This window comes from Simkania sp., assembly GCF_965215465.1.
Taxonomy (GTDB): domain Bacteria; phylum Chlamydiota; class Chlamydiia; order Chlamydiales; family Simkaniaceae; genus Simkania.
Map to the genome: position 1 here is coordinate 235,883 of NZ_OZ244056.1, position 16,482 is coordinate 252,364.

At 43.7% G+C, this 16,482-nt stretch carries 10 protein-coding genes; 3 read left to right on the forward strand and 7 right to left on the reverse strand.

Annotation, left to right across the window (positions count from 1 at the left end; all coding sequences use genetic code 11):
- Positions 1–21 precede the first annotated feature (21 nt).
- On the forward strand, positions 22–1,506 hold the full coding sequence (locus ACOOFG_RS01045) for a glycosyltransferase (RefSeq protein ID WP_420421795.1): 1,485 nt from the start codon (positions 22–24) through the stop codon (positions 1,504–1,506).
- Positions 1,507–1,637: 131 nt separating this feature from the next.
- On the opposite strand, the gene rpoN is transcribed toward ACOOFG_RS01045, so the two are convergent.
- Complete coding sequence (rpoN, locus tag ACOOFG_RS01050; RefSeq protein WP_420421796.1) at positions 1,638–2,900, reverse strand: RNA polymerase factor sigma-54; 1,263 nt, start codon at positions 2,898–2,900, stop codon at positions 1,638–1,640.
- 165 nt (positions 2,901–3,065) lie between these two features.
- Between rpoN and ACOOFG_RS01055 the strand changes: the two genes are divergently transcribed.
- Positions 3,066–3,269, forward strand: a complete 204-nt coding sequence (locus tag ACOOFG_RS01055) for a hypothetical protein (RefSeq protein WP_420421797.1) — start codon at positions 3,066–3,068, stop codon at positions 3,267–3,269.
- A 2-nt stretch (positions 3,270–3,271) separates the two neighbouring features.
- A complete protein-coding gene (locus ACOOFG_RS01060) occupies positions 3,272–3,448 on the forward strand; it encodes a hypothetical protein (protein ID WP_420421798.1) in 177 nt (58 codons plus the stop codon).
- A 50-nt stretch (positions 3,449–3,498) separates the two neighbouring features.
- Here the strand turns inward: ACOOFG_RS01060 and ACOOFG_RS01065 are convergent, their stop codons facing one another.
- The 6 genes from ACOOFG_RS01065 to ACOOFG_RS01090 form a co-directional block, all read right to left on the reverse strand.
- Complete coding sequence (locus tag ACOOFG_RS01065) at positions 3,499–5,625, reverse strand: ATP-dependent helicase (protein ID WP_420421799.1); 2,127 nt, start codon at positions 5,623–5,625, stop codon at positions 3,499–3,501.
- Between the two features lie 64 nt (positions 5,626–5,689).
- A complete protein-coding gene (locus ACOOFG_RS01070) occupies positions 5,690–7,396 on the reverse strand; it encodes a hypothetical protein (protein WP_420421800.1) in 1,707 nt (568 codons plus the stop codon).
- A 95-nt stretch (positions 7,397–7,491) separates the two neighbouring features.
- The gene (locus ACOOFG_RS01075; protein WP_420421801.1) at positions 7,492–9,213 is read right to left on the reverse strand and encodes a hypothetical protein; all 1,722 of its coding nucleotides are present in this window, start codon (positions 9,211–9,213) and stop codon (positions 7,492–7,494) included.
- Positions 9,214–9,299: 86 nt separating this feature from the next.
- Complete coding sequence (locus ACOOFG_RS01080; RefSeq protein ID WP_420421802.1) at positions 9,300–10,994, reverse strand: hypothetical protein; 1,695 nt, start codon at positions 10,992–10,994, stop codon at positions 9,300–9,302.
- A 104-nt stretch (positions 10,995–11,098) separates the two neighbouring features.
- Positions 11,099–12,727: a hypothetical protein gene (locus tag ACOOFG_RS01085; protein ID WP_420421803.1), complete on the reverse strand. Its 1,629-nt coding sequence runs from the start codon at positions 12,725–12,727 to the stop codon at positions 11,099–11,101.
- Positions 12,728–12,832: 105 nt separating this feature from the next.
- Complete coding sequence (locus ACOOFG_RS01090; RefSeq protein WP_420421804.1) at positions 12,833–16,453, reverse strand: proline dehydrogenase family protein; 3,621 nt, start codon at positions 16,451–16,453, stop codon at positions 12,833–12,835.
- Positions 16,454–16,482 lie beyond the last annotated feature (29 nt).

Here is a 16,482-nt window from a genome sequence, read left to right on the forward strand (position 1 = left end):
GGGAATTTCAATGCTAATAAAATGAAAAATTCGAAATTAGATAAAAGATTTTTTCATCGTTTGTTTCTTCTTTTTATTATTTTGCTGCTTCCGGTGTTTGTGGTTAAAGAGTACCGGATCATCACAGCAAAGAAAGACACACGTGTCTTGCCAGCGCAAGATTTTTTTCAGGCACAACTCGTCGAAAACAATGACAAGTCTTTTACACTGATTATCTTAACCCAAAATAATGTGGATGTGATCGATGAAAATTTTCATTCGATTGTGTCTCAGAAATATCCTAAGTACGAAGCGGTTTACATTGTTGACCAGCTCTCCTCTGATGGAACCGTTGACAGGCTACATGAGCTTGTGGCAGAGAAAGGTCTCGAAGAAAAAATCAAAGTGATCTCATCAGAGAAAGATTACGAAGCGTTTCAAGCCTACTTCAATACGATTTATGCCTTAGATAATGACCGTGTTGTGGTGCATCTTTCTGGAAATGACATTTTGGCACACACCGAGGTGCTCAATCTTGTGGATCAGGCTTATACCAACCCTGATGTGTGGATGACATATGGCCAATATCTCGACTACTACAACTACCAAAAGGGGATCTACAAACCTAAGCCTCAAAAGATCTTATGTAAAAAGCGTGTTCAAAGAGCGCCTTGGCTTTTAGCGTCTCTGAAAACCTTTTATGCTGGGCACTTTAAGAAGATCCGTCGAGATGAATCCTTTGAGGATTATTTTTTATCTTTAGAAAGTGAAGCCTCTCTGCTTCTTCCTCTTGCAGAACTAGGAAAAGCACATGTTCAGTTCATTCCCGATGTTCTCTACATCCATAGCTCGCGTCCCCAAATGAAGAAGCGGAAGATGAAACTCTCGTCGCGCGCCTTTGAAATGACAAAGAGTGTACATGAGTCCTTTCCTTTAAAGGAAAATGGGGTCGATGTCATTCTCTTTTCCCAAAACCGTCCTCACAAACTGAAACGGTGTTTGGATTCGATCAAAGGCAACATTCATGGGCTTGGGAAAATCTCGATCATCTATGATTGTGATGAAAAAGCTTTTGCAGCTTATGAAAAAGTGAAAGCCGACTTTCCAGAAGTGGCTTTCATTCGCCAAAGTGAGTTTGGGTTTAAGCAAGCGTTTTTCAAAACCTTAAGCGGAAAAAGTGGCTCATCTTATGTGATTCTTTCTTCGGATCAAGTTGTGGTTCAAGAGGAAGTCGCTTTAACACCCTGCATTGAAGCCATGAGAAAATCATGTGCCTACGGATTTTACTTTCACTTAGGTCGACAGGGAGTCGAAGAATCAGAAGGCATCTACTCTTGGGTGATCGATAAAGCGCAAGATGTTTGGAGAGAGCCGAATGTGCTTAAGATGGCCCTTTATCGGAAGATTGACTTGGAAAGAGATTTTAAAGATGCCTCTTTTACAAGCGTTCATGAGTGGATAGATCTATGGGCGCGGCGCGATGCTCACCATTTCGGACTTTCCTTCGAAAAGTCCAAGATCCTCTAAATTAGAGTCTGCGATTCGATATTACCACAGAGCACACGGAGTGGCGTTTAATAAATTTTCTCTGTGCCCTCTGTGATCTCTGTGGTGAAAAAATGCAAGACTGTATGTTAAAGAGTTGGCTGTTTTGAAGGTTAGGCCCATTCCTTGCGGTGGTGTTTTGATCCAATCTTCAGTTCTTTTCGGTATTTTGCAACAGTGCGTCGTGCACAGGGAATCCCGCGAGATTTGAGCGCCTGAGATAAGGCTTCATCTGAAAGAGGATTCTTTTTGTTTTCGTTTTGAACCAGTTTTTGTAGGAGGTTTTTCGCATCTTGATTGGAAATGGCTCCGGACTCCGTTTGAATTGCATGGGAGAAAAAGGCTGCAAGGGGTAAGAGTCCTCGTGGGGTTGTCACGTACTTGTGGTGGATGGCTCGGGTGACAGTCGATTCACTCACGCCAAGCGCTGCTGCCACTTCCTTGCGGGTTAATGGGAGCGGGGCTCCAGCGATGCCTTCGAGATAGTCGCTTTGTTTTTTAAGGAGGTAGGTGCCGATGTCGGTGAGAATTTTTTTGCGTCGTTCTAAGGTTCTGACAAGCCATCTACCTGAGGCGAGATGGCGGCGAATGAACTCAAGCTCGTCTTTGCCCATCTTTTCTTGCTCTAAGTTTTCAAGATAGTGAGGATGAAGGTGAAATTGAGGAAGCCCTTCTCCGTAGACTTCGATTTTCCACACATCATCTTCTTTCTCAATTGTGAGGTCTGGCACGATGGCTTGAGCGATTTCGTGACTAAACTGATGTCCTGGAAAGGGATCGAGTCCCTTGAGCTCTTTTTGAATCATCTCTTTGATGATTGGGACGGACAGGCGCATCGACTTTGCGATGAGATGGAGTCGATTGTGTAATAAATCATCGAAGTATTTGTGAACCAACTTGTAAAGGCGCGTTTTTTGTTGACCCTTCTGGAGAAGTTGCAACAGCAGCGCTTCTTGCGTGCTCCGAGCTCCCAATCCAATAGGCTCGATTTGATGAAACTGTTTCATCACCGCTGTTAGAGTTGCGTGATCGATTCCAAGTTTGTTGCAAATCTCTTCGTCTGACAGAGTTAGGAAACCCTTTGAATCGAGACTTCCCGCAATGAATTGGGCAACCTTCCTTTCCCCCTCGGTTTTAAAATGGAGAGCGATTTCCTTTTCTAGATATTCATAGAGAGAGTCTTGCTTAGGGAGGAAAGAAAGGTCGGGGGAAGAAGAGGGGAGCGTCACTTCAAGCACAGGATTTTGTTCGAGCTCATTCTGAAGCCACTCGGAAAGTTCAGGCAGAGGCATTTGAAGCACGGCAAATGCACGCTTCATCGCAAAGCTCATGATAAGCCTTTGATCTTGCCTGACTGTCTGGGAAATATGCGTCACAGATCTTCCTCCTTCTCCTTCTTTCCTTATACACAAATGGGATTTTTCAGCGACGGTGCAACCCTGAAATTAGAATTTTTAAGAAAAGATTAAGAGGTTGGGGGTTGAAATAAAAAACCAAAAAAGTTTTAATGTCATCCGATTACAGCAAACGAAATGAGCAATATGAACAAATTCCTAGTTTTTACACTCTTTCTCGCTTTCTCCCTAGTTGTAGCTGTAGCAAATTTATATGTGTTGCCCTCTGGATTTGAGGAGATTCCTTATCCTAAATACCGAGAGGAATACGCTTATAATTTAAAAAACCCTCTCGTTGAGAGGTACCGAAACATGGCGATTGAAGCGCCACAAGATGGTTTTGAGGATTAAAGATGAATCTATTTTCACTTGCTTCCTTTATTCTTGCCCTGCTTTCTGGAAGCCCACTTCCTGAGCAGGAGGGACTTGAAATGACAGGTGAAGACGCAGGCAGATGGAGCCGCGTTTGTCATGTTGAAACAGCTGTCGATGTCCCAGAAGACGATCTAAAAGATAGTGAAATCAGCTAAGATCCATCCCTAGATGAGCTTTTTTCTACTAAGATCGTGCGACGGGCGTTTCACGTCGATAAATTCTTGAATTTTGCATATTTTCCCACTAAAGATCTCACGATATTACTCTCGAAAAAGAGCACATCGTATGTCACACCAAGTGAAGTGTTGTAGGCTTTTTTGATCAGTCCTTTTCCAAAGTCTTTATGAAAGACAACTGTTCCCACAGGCATTTTTTCTTCTTCATCGAAATAGAAGTCATCTTCTTCCTCCTCTTCTTCTGCAGAAAGGACTGTGAGATATTCAGGCGGCACTTCTTTTAAAAAGCGGCTAGGAACCATCACTTTTGGCGTTCCCCACATGAACCGGTAGGTTGAGGCTGTCATATAGAGCAACTGTCTGGCGCGTGTCATGCCGACATAGCAAAGGCGTCGCTCTTCTTCAAGCGCTTCAATGGAATCTTTCGAATTGATATGTGGAAAGAGATCTTCTTCCATTCCGACAATAAAAGTCAGATCAAACTCTAGTCCTTTTCCATTATGCAATGTCATCAGACGTACCGAGTCGTACTCAGGCGCTTCGTCAAGACTTGACTTGAGTGAGAGTTCTTCTAAAAAATGAATCAGCGTTGGCGTTTCTCTCTCTTCACTCCACTCTGCGGCTTTATTGATGAGCGCTTCGAGGTTTTCTTTCCGATCGCCTGCCGTTTCGGGATCGGCTTTTAGGACATCTAAATAACGAGACTGCTCGATCGCTGCTTGCACAACTTCTTCAAGTGGCAGCCCATCGTCGCACATCGATTTCAATGTGGCAAGCACTCCAAAGTAGTCGCGCAGGCCTTCTTCTTGTTTTTTGGTGAGCTTAGCTTGCGACACATTGCCATTGAGGAGTTCACGGCAAAGCGAAAGAATGGGGAGCGCTAACTCTTCAGCTAAATCACGCCACTTGTTGAGTGTTGTTGGCCCAATGCCTCGTTTCGGTAAATTAATCGTGCGAGCAAAGGAAAGAAAATCTGAATCTGAAAAAACCATGCGCAGCAGGGCTAAGACGTCTTTGATTTCACGTCGTTGATAAAAGGAAAGCCCCCCAATGATCACGTAAGGAATTTGGTATTTTAAAAACGCATCTTCAAAGATACGGGATTGAGCATTGGTGCGGTAAAAAATGACGCATTCTCTAAGTGGGATGTGTTCTGAGCGGGTTTTACTGATCAGTTCTTCAACGACAAACTGCGCTTCAGCTTGCTCATTGCGTGCCATGTAGATTCCAATTTTTTCTCCTGCACCAAGATCACTCCACAATTCTTTTTTGTACCGTTGTTCATTTTGCTCAATGAGGGCGTTCGCCGCTTCCAAAATGTTCGAAGTGCTACGATAGTTTTGCTCAAGTGTGATGACTTGTGCGCCTTCATAGTCTTTTTCAAATTCGAGGATGTTGTGAATGTTGGCGCCGCGCCATGAATAAATCGATTGGTCGGGATCTCCCACCACAAAGATGTTGTTGTGCACCTCTGAAAGAAGCTTAGTCATTTCATACTGCGCAGCATTAGTGTCTTGGTATTCATCAATCAAGATGAACGACCACCGTTTTTGATACCGTTTCAACGTTTCGGGTGATTCTTTAAACAAACGCACTGTCAAAAACAGCAGGTCATCAAAGTCGAGTGCATTGTACTCTTTGAGTTTGTCTTGATACAAGATGTATAAGTCTTTGAGCAATTGATCGTGCTGTGAATGAAAGTCCCGATCGAGATCTTGGGGTTTGAGCAAGTCGTTTTTGGCATTTGAAATCGCAATACGGAGCGATTTGAGCAGTCCTTTTTCATCTTTAAATCCGAGTGATCCCAAACAGTTTTTCAAGAGTTGCAAACTGTCATTTTCATCGTAAATGGTAAAATCACTGCGGTAGCCCAAAACAGCAATCGATTCTCGTAAAATGCGTGCCCCAAGTGAGTGAAATGTGGACGTCAGTACATACTGATCGGCACTTTCTTTGATGCGATTGCGCATTTCATCGGCAGCTTTATTGGTAAAGGTCAGCGCTAAAATCTCAGAGGAGGGAACACCTATTTTTAATAGGTGCGCAATGCGGTAGGTGACAACACGGGTTTTGCCCGAGCCGGCGCCGGCTAAGACGAGCATCGGCCCTTCAATATGCTCGGCGGCAAGTTGCTGTTTTGCGTTGAGATCCATCATAGGAAATAGAATACCGATCTCGCTGATGGAAATCAAGAGAGGCGCGTATTGGCGCCTCTTTATACTAGACGGCTAACTGAGCTAGAGAATGCGTGTCGAAAGCTATATTATAAGCAGCTTGTTTTTCTCCAAGCTGTTTCCACATCGCATTCCCAATGCCACTGAAATAGGTGTGATAGCGAGTTGCTTGATCTAATGAAAGATGTGTTGTGTCAACTGCTTTAAAAGCTTGAGCTGTGAACAAATCGTTTTGAAGTCGTGCGTTAAGAGCCCGTCGAACAGCTGGATCCAAAGCGACCCACAGATCGAGTTGACTTGTGAGATCATCATGCAGGATATTAATTGTCGCGGCTGTAGCTTCTGAGACATTTTCTGCAGTCAAATTTTGTACGGAGAAATAGTAGTACCAATTATTTTGTGTCTCCTTAAAACGGAGATTGAGTGCTTCTTGGACCTTAAAGGGAAGAGTGGAGAACTTCCTGCTGCAGCTAGCATAAACCCATGGGATCTGATTTTTGTGAAGTTTTTGGACATCTTCAACACTTTCTGGAAGGGCAATCACAATCTGAGGAAGAGGAAGCTTTGCCTTTTTTAACACGTCAATGGTTCCAATGCCATTTGGCAAGGGGAGGTTCAGATTGTAGAAACGTAAATTAAAGGCAATGATGACCTCGTCTCTAAGATCCTTATGAAGATCTTGATGATAGGCTTTCACAGCCCTCTCGTCTAGTCCTTCGACATCTTTGGCTGTTTTGGGATGAACAGGATAGGGCACGTTGATCCCATGTCCTTTTGCACGCTCAACTAATGCAGCTTGTTCGGGTGGATCAATTGTCACCCACCAACTAAGATCCGATTCCTGCATCAAATCGCGAATTTGCGCTTCAGGAGCCTTCGTTAAATACTCTGCATTAAAGTTATAATTGTAAGCGCCCTCTTTTTCATATAGGGCCCATTGCAGCGGATAAGAAAGTTCTTCTAGTTTAGCTTGATTTGCATCAAAGTAAAGCGCATACCATTTGAACTGCTGGTCTTTAATTCCGTCTAAGTCTTCAATAGTTTCAGGCATTTTGAGAGAGACCCTTGGAATGTGCCCTTCAATGCCAGTAAAAGGTGCGAGATTCAGAGCAAAATAACGGAGAAGAAGAGCTTCGTTATCCTCGGGTTCACATAGATAGGCCTCACATTGATGTAAGGTGCGGATTTGATCGTCTGTTAGAGCTTTGATTTCTTCTTTTGAAGGTTCTGAATCCTTAAAAGAGTCGCAGCTTAACTCTAATTGGTCAAAGCGGTGCCAAAGCAAGAGTTGCTCAACAGGTGAATGCTTTTCAAACAGTTCAGGCTTCTTCTCATATTTAGCATGTAGCGCTTTGATTTGCTCTTCTGTCATGTTCCAAGGTGTGGTCAAATAGAACTTTGTGATTGCAAAAGAAGCGACTTGTCCAAGCGCATTAAATGCGAGAATTTGGAGAATTGCGCCAGGATAAAGCTGAACAGCGAAACGGACATTAAGAAGTGGAGTGAGCTTTGTGACGGAAAAGAATGTGAGTGCAAAGGCGCCAATCGTGACAAGTGTTTTTTTCAATGGAGTCGCATCTTTTCCAGCGATAGCTTGACCAACAGTCGCTAAACTGCTTGCGACTGTCCCGACTAGGGCGCATTCTTTCATAGTAATAGGGGTGAAGCGAGAAGGGATAAGACCCATACCTAACGTGCTCACAAAATGAAGAGCAGAGTTTGTAGTAAAAAGATTTTGACGAATTGCTTGCATAACTAATCCTGGGTCATATTTTTTGGAGAAATTATAGAGGAGTCGTTGTTAAAATAAAAGTGGAAAGAGAGAGCTAATGCCCTCTCTATTAAAATTTAAACTTCAAGCTGATCTAGAGAATGATGATCGAAGGTCTTGTTGAAAGCAGCTTGCTTGTCACCAAGTTGCTTCCACATTTCGTTTCCTTTTCCTTTGAAATACGTGTGGAAGTTTGTAGCTTCATCTTCGTCAAGGTTTTCAGTGTCAACAGCTTTAAAAGCTGTAACAGTGAAAGGATCTTTTCCCAAGCGCTCTTGAAAAGCTTGTCGAACAGCTGGAGCTACAACCACCCACTGATCAAGGTCATGAACGACATCCTCTGACAATACTCTAATGGTTGTCTCAGAGGCTGTTTTGAGGTTGGTTTCTGTTAGTTTGTCGATAGAAAAGTAATACGCCCAGAAATCCTCCGACAGATCAAAACGATCGTTTAGAGCGGACTGCACTTCAAAAGACAAGGAGAAGAATCTTTGATCGCCGTTTTCAAGTACAGCATAAATCCATTGAAGCTCATGATCGCAGAGCTTTTCTATGGCTTCAGCGCTTGTAGGAAGAGGAATGTCAATTTTTGGATAGCTTTCCTCTGCTTCTGATACACTAGCAGGGGTGCGACCATTTGGGAAGGGGAGTTTCAGTTCAAAAAAGCGAAGGTTTAATGCCTTTTCGACTTCTTCATCCAACCCTTCATGAAGACATTGATTATAGGCGCGTACCCACGTTTCATCGAGCTTTGAGACAGCCTCAGTTGTATCTGGAGCAAGAAGAGGGAGCTCTGTGATACCTTCACCTTTTGCTTTCCCGATGAAATTTCTCTGTACATCAGCTTCATTCGTCACCCACCACTCTGGATGCTCCACTGCATAGTGTGCATATTCTTCGAGTTGTGCTTTTGAAGCTGTGTCCAAAACTTTTTGATCAATGACATACTCATTCATTCCGCCCTTTGTAAAAAGCTTCCACTGGACAGCTTCGGGCACTTCATCTAATTTCTCTTCGTTCTCATCAAAATAAATTGCATACCATTTGAACTGCTCCTCCTGGATCTCATCAAGATCTTCAAGTGTTGTAGGAACCTTAAGAGATAGTTTTCCAATATCTTCTTCTTGGCCGTCAACAGGAGAAAGATCCAGATTAAAATAACGGAGAAGTAGATCTAGATTGACGTTATCTTCTAAGGTAGCTTGATATTGGTGCAAAGTGCGAACTTGATCATCTGTCAATGCAGCCACATCTTCTTTTGTAAGATCTTCAACTTTATCTTCTAGCGCACTTGTGTCTAATTCTAGCGTGTCAAAACGGTGCCAAAGCAAGAGGCGTTCAAGTTTCGGAAGCCTTTCAAAGAGCTCTACATTCTTTGTGTATTTTTCATGTAGAGTTTTGATTTGCTCATCTGACATGTTCCAAGGAGTGGTCAAGAAAACTTTTGTGAGCGCAAATGCAACAACATGTCCAAGTGCATTAAATGCTAGAACTTGGAGGATAGAAGTAGGGGAGAGTTGAACCGTCAAATGCTTATTGAGATGTGGAACTAGTTGCGCAAAAGCAAAGTAAGTGAGCGCAAATGCGGCAGCAGAAAAAAGGGTTTTTTTATATGTGGTAGCATCTTTTCCAGCTAAGGCATCACTTACTGATGTTAGTCCTCCAGAAACAGCGCCGATAAGAGCACATTCTTGCATATTAATAGGGGTGAAACGCGATGGGATGAATCCCATGGCAAAAGTGCTCGCAAAATTAAAAGCTGATTCTTTTGAAAAAAGATGTTGACGAATTGATTCCATAGTGATCTCCATATAAAAATTTTAGGAAATCATACAGGATCAAACGTTAAAGAGAGGGTAATAGCCCTCTCTTTACTAAGAAAAGTTTAATACCAGTTTAAGCGAAGCTGCTTGAGCTCGGGGTATTTGTCGAACTGTTGACGCAACGCTTGTTGACGGACCTTTGCTAAAGCGCCCCAACATTCTGGTCTTGTTGCAAAAAGCATGTGGTAGTTTTTCACTTCACTCTCTAAAAGCTTATCGGTAGGGTACTGTGCTGCGAATCGCGCATCAAGTGCCCCAATCACGTCAGCAGGAAGTTCTTTCCACTGATTGAATATTACATGCAGTTGATAATGTAAGAGATGGAGAGTCGTTCGTGATGCAACGAAGGCGTTTTCAGCTGTCAGTTGATCAGTATTTAACCAACGATATGCTTTCAGTACGTTATAAAGACGATCATTCATAGCAGATTGCATTTCAAATGAGAGAGAGCTAAAGCCATCGTTTTCATGAATAAATGCATAGACCCAAGCCATTTGATTGTCATGAAGCTTGTCAACGTCTTCCGGGGTCTTAGGAAGCTCAAGAGCGATTTGTGGCCATATGGGGTTAGTCGCGTTTGCTAATTGATTAATAGTTTGACCATTAGGAAGTGGCAACTTCATCTCATAGAAGCGTTGATTAAAGGCTTTGATTACCTCTTTGTCGAGCCCGCTAGGGAAGTTTTTATTGTAAGCTTCGACCACTTTTGGATCTAATGAGGTGACTTCTTCAGGTTTAGTCGGATGAACGGGATGAGGGATTTCAATCTCAAGAGCTTTTGCACGTTCAACGAAAGCTTTTTGTGTTGATGGATATAGTTTGACCCACCATTGAAGGCTTGTTGTGTTTATCACGTCACGAATTTGTGCTTCGGGTGCTGTTTCTAGTGACTCGGGATTGAAGCTATAAATTGAAACGACTTTATCCTTTGAGTAAAGAGCCCATTGAACGTCGTGAGGAAGCTTTTTGCGCGCTGTGTTGTTCTTTGTATAATAAAGCTTGTACCAAGCGAGCTTTTCTTCGCTTAAGCTTTCGACTTCTTTAACCGTTTCAGGCTGTTTGAGCTCTAATTTTGGAATACGTTTCTCAATGGCTTCGAAAGGTTTTAAGTTCAGCTCAAAGTAACGAAGCAGTAAATCGTCATTTTCAACGACCACTTCATGTTGGTGCAGTGTGTGGACTTCTGTTTTGGTTAAAGCTGCAATGTCGTCTCCTGATGGCTGAGTATAAGTCAACGCAGTGGTGTCGAGTTCTAGCTTTGTAAAGCGGCTGTAAACGAGTTGTTGCTCGATGGCAGGAAGCTTGGTGAAGAGCTCTGCGTCTTCCTCATATTTTTTATAGAGAGCTTTGATTTGAGTCTCTGACATGTTCCAGGGTGTGACAATGAGGAGTTTTGCTAATCCAAACGAAACAACTTGTCCAACAGCGTTAAATGCAAGAATTTTTGCAATGGTCTTTGGAGCAAGTGTGATCGCAAAACGCGCACTAAGCGTTGGAGCAAGAGCGGCTGTTCCAAAATAAGTCAGGGCAAAAGCTCCGATGGTGACTAAACTTTTCTTAAAAGGGTCGGCATCTTTTCCAAGAAGCGCTTGTCCCATAGTAGAGAGCGTGCCTGCAGCTGCAGAGACAACACCTGCTTCTTTAATGGAAATCGGCAGGAAGCGTGCTGAGAGCAAGCCGGCTCCTACTGTGCCTGCAAAGTTAAGAGCAGACTCTTTTGAAAAAAGATTTTGACTATAGTTTGAAATAGCAGTCATAATTACCCCTTATGGTTAATTTGGGCGTAATTATGGAGATAGTAATATTAAATGAAAAGAATAAAAAAAAGAGAGGGCGAATGCCCTCTCTTTTAAAGAAAAGTTTATGATCTCCAAGAAGTGACGGTGAGTGCATCAATAGGTAGACCTTTCGCTTCAAAGCGAGTTCTAAATTCATGCTGCTGACCATTCCAAAACTTCTTCCAAGTTTCAACATCTCTGGTGAATGCCTTATGGTGAAGTTGAACATCGAGGTCTTTAGGTAGATCCTCTCCCTTAGCAATGATGAAGAGAGGTGTAAGACCTTCTGATGTAAACTTGTCATTGAGAATACGTTTTTGTGCTGGTCTGTCATACCAAGTTTCAAGTGAACCAGAATGAGCCTTATAGACCCATTTAACTTGCACTGACTTAAGGTCAGTTGCTTCAGTATCGCTAGCTGGTAATGGCAGTTTGACGATACGTGCTGGTGTGAACAGAGCTGTTGGAATTGAGGTTGGATCAAGCTCCATTTCGTAGAAACGTTGCATGAATGCTGCAGCCACTTCATCAGAAAGTGCGTTAACAAACTTTTCATTTGCAAAGAGCGCAAAGTAAGCTTTCACATCTTCTGTTTCGAGTTTTTCAACTTCTTCAGGATTCAAGGCTGCAGTGAGCTCGATTCCTTCTTCAGCACATTTTGTTTTCAATGCTTCTTGCATGGGGCGTGGAACTTCGCGCCATTTCACTGGGCTATCTTCGCCAATGTACCACTCAATCGCAGCTTTTGGTGCATCCTTGATATTGTCCTTATTAAATGTTGGAGGCAGATCAGCAGGTTTTGCTTGCACAAGTTCCCACTGAGCAGCAATAGAAAGTTCAGTCCATTTGTCAGACAAGACTTTGTAGATTTCACGGTAGAAGTCTGAATCAGTTGTGCTAAGAGCTTTAACACTTTCAACAGTAGTGGGCAGTTCAAACTCTTCTTTTGGCAGATCGCTCACTTTAAGCGCTGCTTCCAAATCTGCTTTAGAAATTGTTGAGTTAAAGAATCTGAAAGCAAGGAAGCGTAAGACGAGAGCGTTTTTAGTCTCATCAGCATCGACCCAAGAAGTCCATGTTTTTGCTGTTTTGCCTTCATCAGTTTCGATACGGAACTTGAAGAGGTATTCTACTTCAGCTTTGTTAAGACCTTTAATAGCGTCAACAGTCAATTTGGCTTCAAATTTGCTGACATCTAGGCCAAGAGCTGTGAAGCGCTGGACCATGCGAAGTTGGAGAAGAGTGCTGCTTTCAGCAAACTCTTTATTCTCTTCTTTGAGCATGCGTGTATGAAGAGTTGTAACAGCTTCATCAGAGAGCTTGTCAAAAGCTTCAACGTCTAGGAGAGTCTTGGATCGGCTTACAGCAAAGCTGATTGCGACTCCGATCACGTTTGCGACTGTGAGGTAGCTCACAAGCTTCGGTTCAATGACAAAACCAAACTTGGCTTCTAGGTATTTACTAGCACTTTGCAACGCCATGAGTGTTCCGACAACTGTCGCAGCGGCTAAAAGTACTTTGTAGATTGTTTTTGTTTCTGGGTCTAGAGCAGAAGTTGTGATTGAAGCTGCAAATCCTGTGGCACCGCTGATGATGGCGGCATTTTTGATAGGATAATTTTTTGCGTAAGCTGTAGCAACTCCTGAAAAGATAGAACCAGCTACGGTTAGTGGTGTTTGCATTGATGCTAAATTGGTAAGATAACTACTCATATCTTAGAACTCCGGGAAAAATTTGATGGCTACCATCGTATGATTTTCAGAAATTAAAAAAAAGATTTTTTATTAAGGTAGTGCAAATTTTTTGAAAAGAGGAGGTTAGTGAATGGGCTTGCGTAACTCACCTTCACGAAGGCCAAGGTTGCCATAACGGTGGTAGTCAATACTAAGCGCCATTTCGCGTAAATAGTGAAGAAGTTCGATTCTTCCATTGGCTAATATAGGAGCATGATCAATGTATGTTGCCGACTTTGCTGCTGCTTGCTTCATTTCTTCGCTGGGTTCTTCAAGCATACGAATGCGTTTGAAATGACAGCTACACATTCGCTTGATAAAGGAGGCTTCGTCTTCTTCGACGATGTTGAAAATGGGGAGGAGGGACTCCCAATTTGCTTGGCGGACTTTTGCATCCTGACTTTTTTCCCAGCTGACTTCTAAGCGTGTTTCACACGTGAGTGCTGCTGCAAAAACGCGCAAGTAGTCCATCGGTTTTGTTTGGGGACTGATGCGAAAAACCAACTTCTTCTGAGGAAGATACCTAAAGAAGTTATCTTGTCCCACAATTTTAGAGCTGTCTTTGTCTCGTTTAAATTGCTGCCAAAAAAAGGCGTAACTTGAGACGCTGGCGTACCACATGCCAAGTTCTTCAGCAGATAAATCGAACTTTTCGAGAAAACGAGTGAGGTTATTGACCCACTCCCCGACAGGAAATTTTTCTTTTGGAATGCCGTTTTGCTCAGCATGCATAAATTGGCTTAAATAGTTAGGGCCACCAGCTTTGCTTCCATGGCCGTAGCTACTATTTTTACAGCCGCCAAAGGGTTGACGTCTGACAATTGCCCCTGTGATGGTCCGATTGATGTAGCAGTTCCCGGCAATGATCAGGTTTTGCCACTTTTTGATTTCTCGTTTGTCAAGGCTGTGAATGCCAGATGTCAATCCATAAGGTGTGGAGTTTGCTAGGTGGATGGCATGGTCGATGTTTTCTGCGCGCATCACTCCTAAAACAGGACCGAAAAATTCGGTTTGTTGGGTGTAACTTCCTTTGTGGACGCCAAATTTAATCCCGGGTGACCATAGATTGGGGTTAGAACTGTCTTGTTTGGGCTCAAGTAACCAGAACTCTCCTTCTTCTAATGTCGTGAGCCCTTTTTTCAAGTCGTCACCAGGCTCTCGAATAAGAGGGGTGACTTTGCTGGAAAGATCCCAAGCAGAGCCGACTTTAAAGCTGGCTGCAGCATCGCGCAACTGTTTGCGAAAGTGGGGATCGTCGTAGACTTCTTTTTCTAGAATGGCAATGGAGGCTGCGCTACATTTTTGTCCGTTGTGTCCAAATGCCGATTGGACGAGGTCTTTAATTGCCAAGTCGCGGTCGGATAGGGCTGAAATAATGAGGGCGTTTTTTCCACCAGTTTCGGCTGAAAGATCGATTCCTGGACGCATTTTTGCAAAAAGATGTGCTGTACTTGTTGCACCGGTTAAGATGACAGAGTTGACGCGGGTGTCTTTGATCAGTTGGCTTCCAACAGGATCGTCTTCGCAGTTGATAAATTGCAGGGCTTCTTTAGGAACTCCTGCATCCCAAAAGGCTTTGACCAGTTCCCATCCCGCTAGGACTGCTTCGGGAGCGGGTTTAAAGAGGACACAATTTCCTGTGATTAATGCTGTGCAAATTCCTCCTCCTGGAATTGAGGTGGGGAAGTTCCAAGGTGGGGCCACAAGGATGGTTCCCTTCGGAGACCACTTAATGTCGGCAAGCCCACTTAAATGCTGCATCGATCGAAGGTAGTATTCGGCAAAGTCAATGGTTTCGGAGTGTTCGACATCGGCTTCCATGATGAGCTTGCCTCCATCGGCAACCATTGCGCCGATCAGGTCGGCCCTAGTTTCTCGAAGCCTTTGAGCCACTTTAGAAAGAAGCTCGCAGCGCTCTTCGACCGAAGTTTGACTCCAAGTTTTTTCATAGTTTTTAGCACATTTGAGAGCTTGGTCCACTTCTTCCCAGGAAGCCATACTATAGGTATATAAGGGGCGGTTAGGACTTGAGGGGTCGTATCCTTTCCCTTCTGGTTCGGGGTGGGAGATTTCTTTTCCTTCAATGACGAGAGGGATAGGGTCGATTTGTTTATTCTTCCAGGTTTCTAAGATGGCTTCGCCCCATTTACGGTTCTCTTCGAGTGAAAAATCGGTATCGGATTCGTTTTCGAAGGGGGCTTTGATGTCGAGATGGGAGGGGGGATCAAAACGATTTTGTGTGCGGCGAGGAGTTTGATAAATAGTTGGGATCATTTCGCATGCGTCACGGAATAGTGAACATTGAATGGCCCATTCTTTTGATTCGGGAGTGAGTCCAAAACTGTGAGCTAAAAAGTTTTCGATTCCTGTGTTTTCATCAAGTCGGCGAATGAGATAGGCAATGGCACTTTGAAAGTCTTCTTTTGTAGCAACGGCGCAGTAGAGGAGGATGTCATTTGTTAAGGCTTGCACAACTTGTCGAGTATGATCCGCCATGCCTTCAAGCATTTCAAATGTGACTTCTTGTTCGACGCGGTTTTCCAAACGGAGAAGCATGGCAAAAGCGATGTCGAAAAGGTTATGGCTGGCAACGCCGATGTGAACGGCTTTGGCATGCTCGGGCTCGCAGGCGTAGACTATCATGGCTTTGTAATTGGCGTCGGTCTGAACTTTTTGTTCATAAGGAGCTTGAGCCCAATCGCGAAGAGAGGCTTCGACTTGTTCCATGGCCATGTTGGCCCCTTTCACAATTCGAATTTTTATTGGAGCGCCACCATTCCTCACACGTTCCATAGCCCACTCGGTCAGCTCTTTTTGGATATCATGTGAATCGGGTAGGTAAGCTTGCAAGACAATTCCTGCAGAAAGGGAATGGAACTCGGGTTCGCTCAAGATTTTGATGAAGAGATCTTTTGTGAGATGGAGATCGCGGTACTCTTCCATATCTAAGTTGACGAACTTGTGCGAAGTGCACCCATCTTTCAGCTGCGTCTTGTGTTCCATAGCTGCGCGGTAGAGTTCTCGCATGCGAACCGCAAGATTCTCTAGAGTGCCTTCGTGGGAAAGGAGGTTGATTTGAGAGTAGATTGTGGAAATTTTGATCGAAACGTAATCGATGTAGGGATTTTTTAAATCGCGCAGGTAAATGCCTAACCTTTTTTTAGCTTCTTCTTCACCTAAAATGGCTTCGCCCAAGTGGTTTAAGTTGAGACGAATGCCTTGGGCTTTCCGTTTTTTGATGTGCTTTGCTAAGGGCCCTTTCTCACCAGGAATGATCACTTTAGATGTTTCTAGTCGCAGTTGGCGCATGGCCATTGGGACGAGAATGTTGGCAAATTTGTCACCAAACATCTTAAACAAATAGAGTTGTAGTCGTTTAAAGGGGCCTAAGAATTTAGGGATGCCATACAAGCCGAGCAAATAGATCATTTGATTGGCAATCCGGCTGTAATTGTGGGAGCGGAAACATTGATCCGTCATCGCCGTTGTGAAAACCTTCCCCACAGGATCGCGCATCATACGCGAAAGCTCTTCGTGCTTTTTCTGATCATCTTTAGTGATGATCCGGTTAGATTCGAGCAAGATATGTGCTGCGAGTTCGATGGCTTTTTCTTGCCGCTCTTCCAAACTTGAAGGAGTGTGATAGGCAGCAGAAAGCATCTCACGTGCGGCTTTCAAATGTTTGGATTCGCTCTCTTCTGACATGTGCTCCTCTTACAACACTCCCTAACCGT

What these genes read in the sequence shown, in the direction of transcription:
- ACOOFG_RS01045 (WP_420421795.1), top strand. Translation starts at nt 22, where the DNA reads ATGAAAAATTCGAAATTAGATAAAAGATTTTTTCATCGTTTGTTTCTT.
- ACOOFG_RS01055 (WP_420421797.1), top strand. Translation starts at nt 3,066, where the DNA reads ATGAACAAATTCCTAGTTTTTACACTCTTTCTCGCTTTCTCCCTAGTT.
- ACOOFG_RS01060 (WP_420421798.1), top strand. Translation starts at nt 3,272, where the DNA reads ATGAATCTATTTTCACTTGCTTCCTTTATTCTTGCCCTGCTTTCTGGA.
- ACOOFG_RS01065 (WP_420421799.1), bottom strand. Translation starts at nt 5,625, where the DNA reads ATGATGGATCTCAACGCAAAACAGCAACTTGCCGCCGAGCATATTGAA.
- ACOOFG_RS01070 (WP_420421800.1), bottom strand. Translation starts at nt 7,396, where the DNA reads ATGCAAGCAATTCGTCAAAATCTTTTTACTACAAACTCTGCTCTTCAT.
- ACOOFG_RS01075 (WP_420421801.1), bottom strand. Translation starts at nt 9,213, where the DNA reads ATGGAATCAATTCGTCAACATCTTTTTTCAAAAGAATCAGCTTTTAAT.
- ACOOFG_RS01080 (WP_420421802.1), bottom strand. Translation starts at nt 10,994, where the DNA reads ATGACTGCTATTTCAAACTATAGTCAAAATCTTTTTTCAAAAGAGTCT.
- ACOOFG_RS01085 (WP_420421803.1), bottom strand. Translation starts at nt 12,727, where the DNA reads ATGAGTAGTTATCTTACCAATTTAGCATCAATGCAAACACCACTAACC.
- ACOOFG_RS01090 (WP_420421804.1), bottom strand. Translation starts at nt 16,453, where the DNA reads ATGTCAGAAGAGAGCGAATCCAAACATTTGAAAGCCGCACGTGAGATG.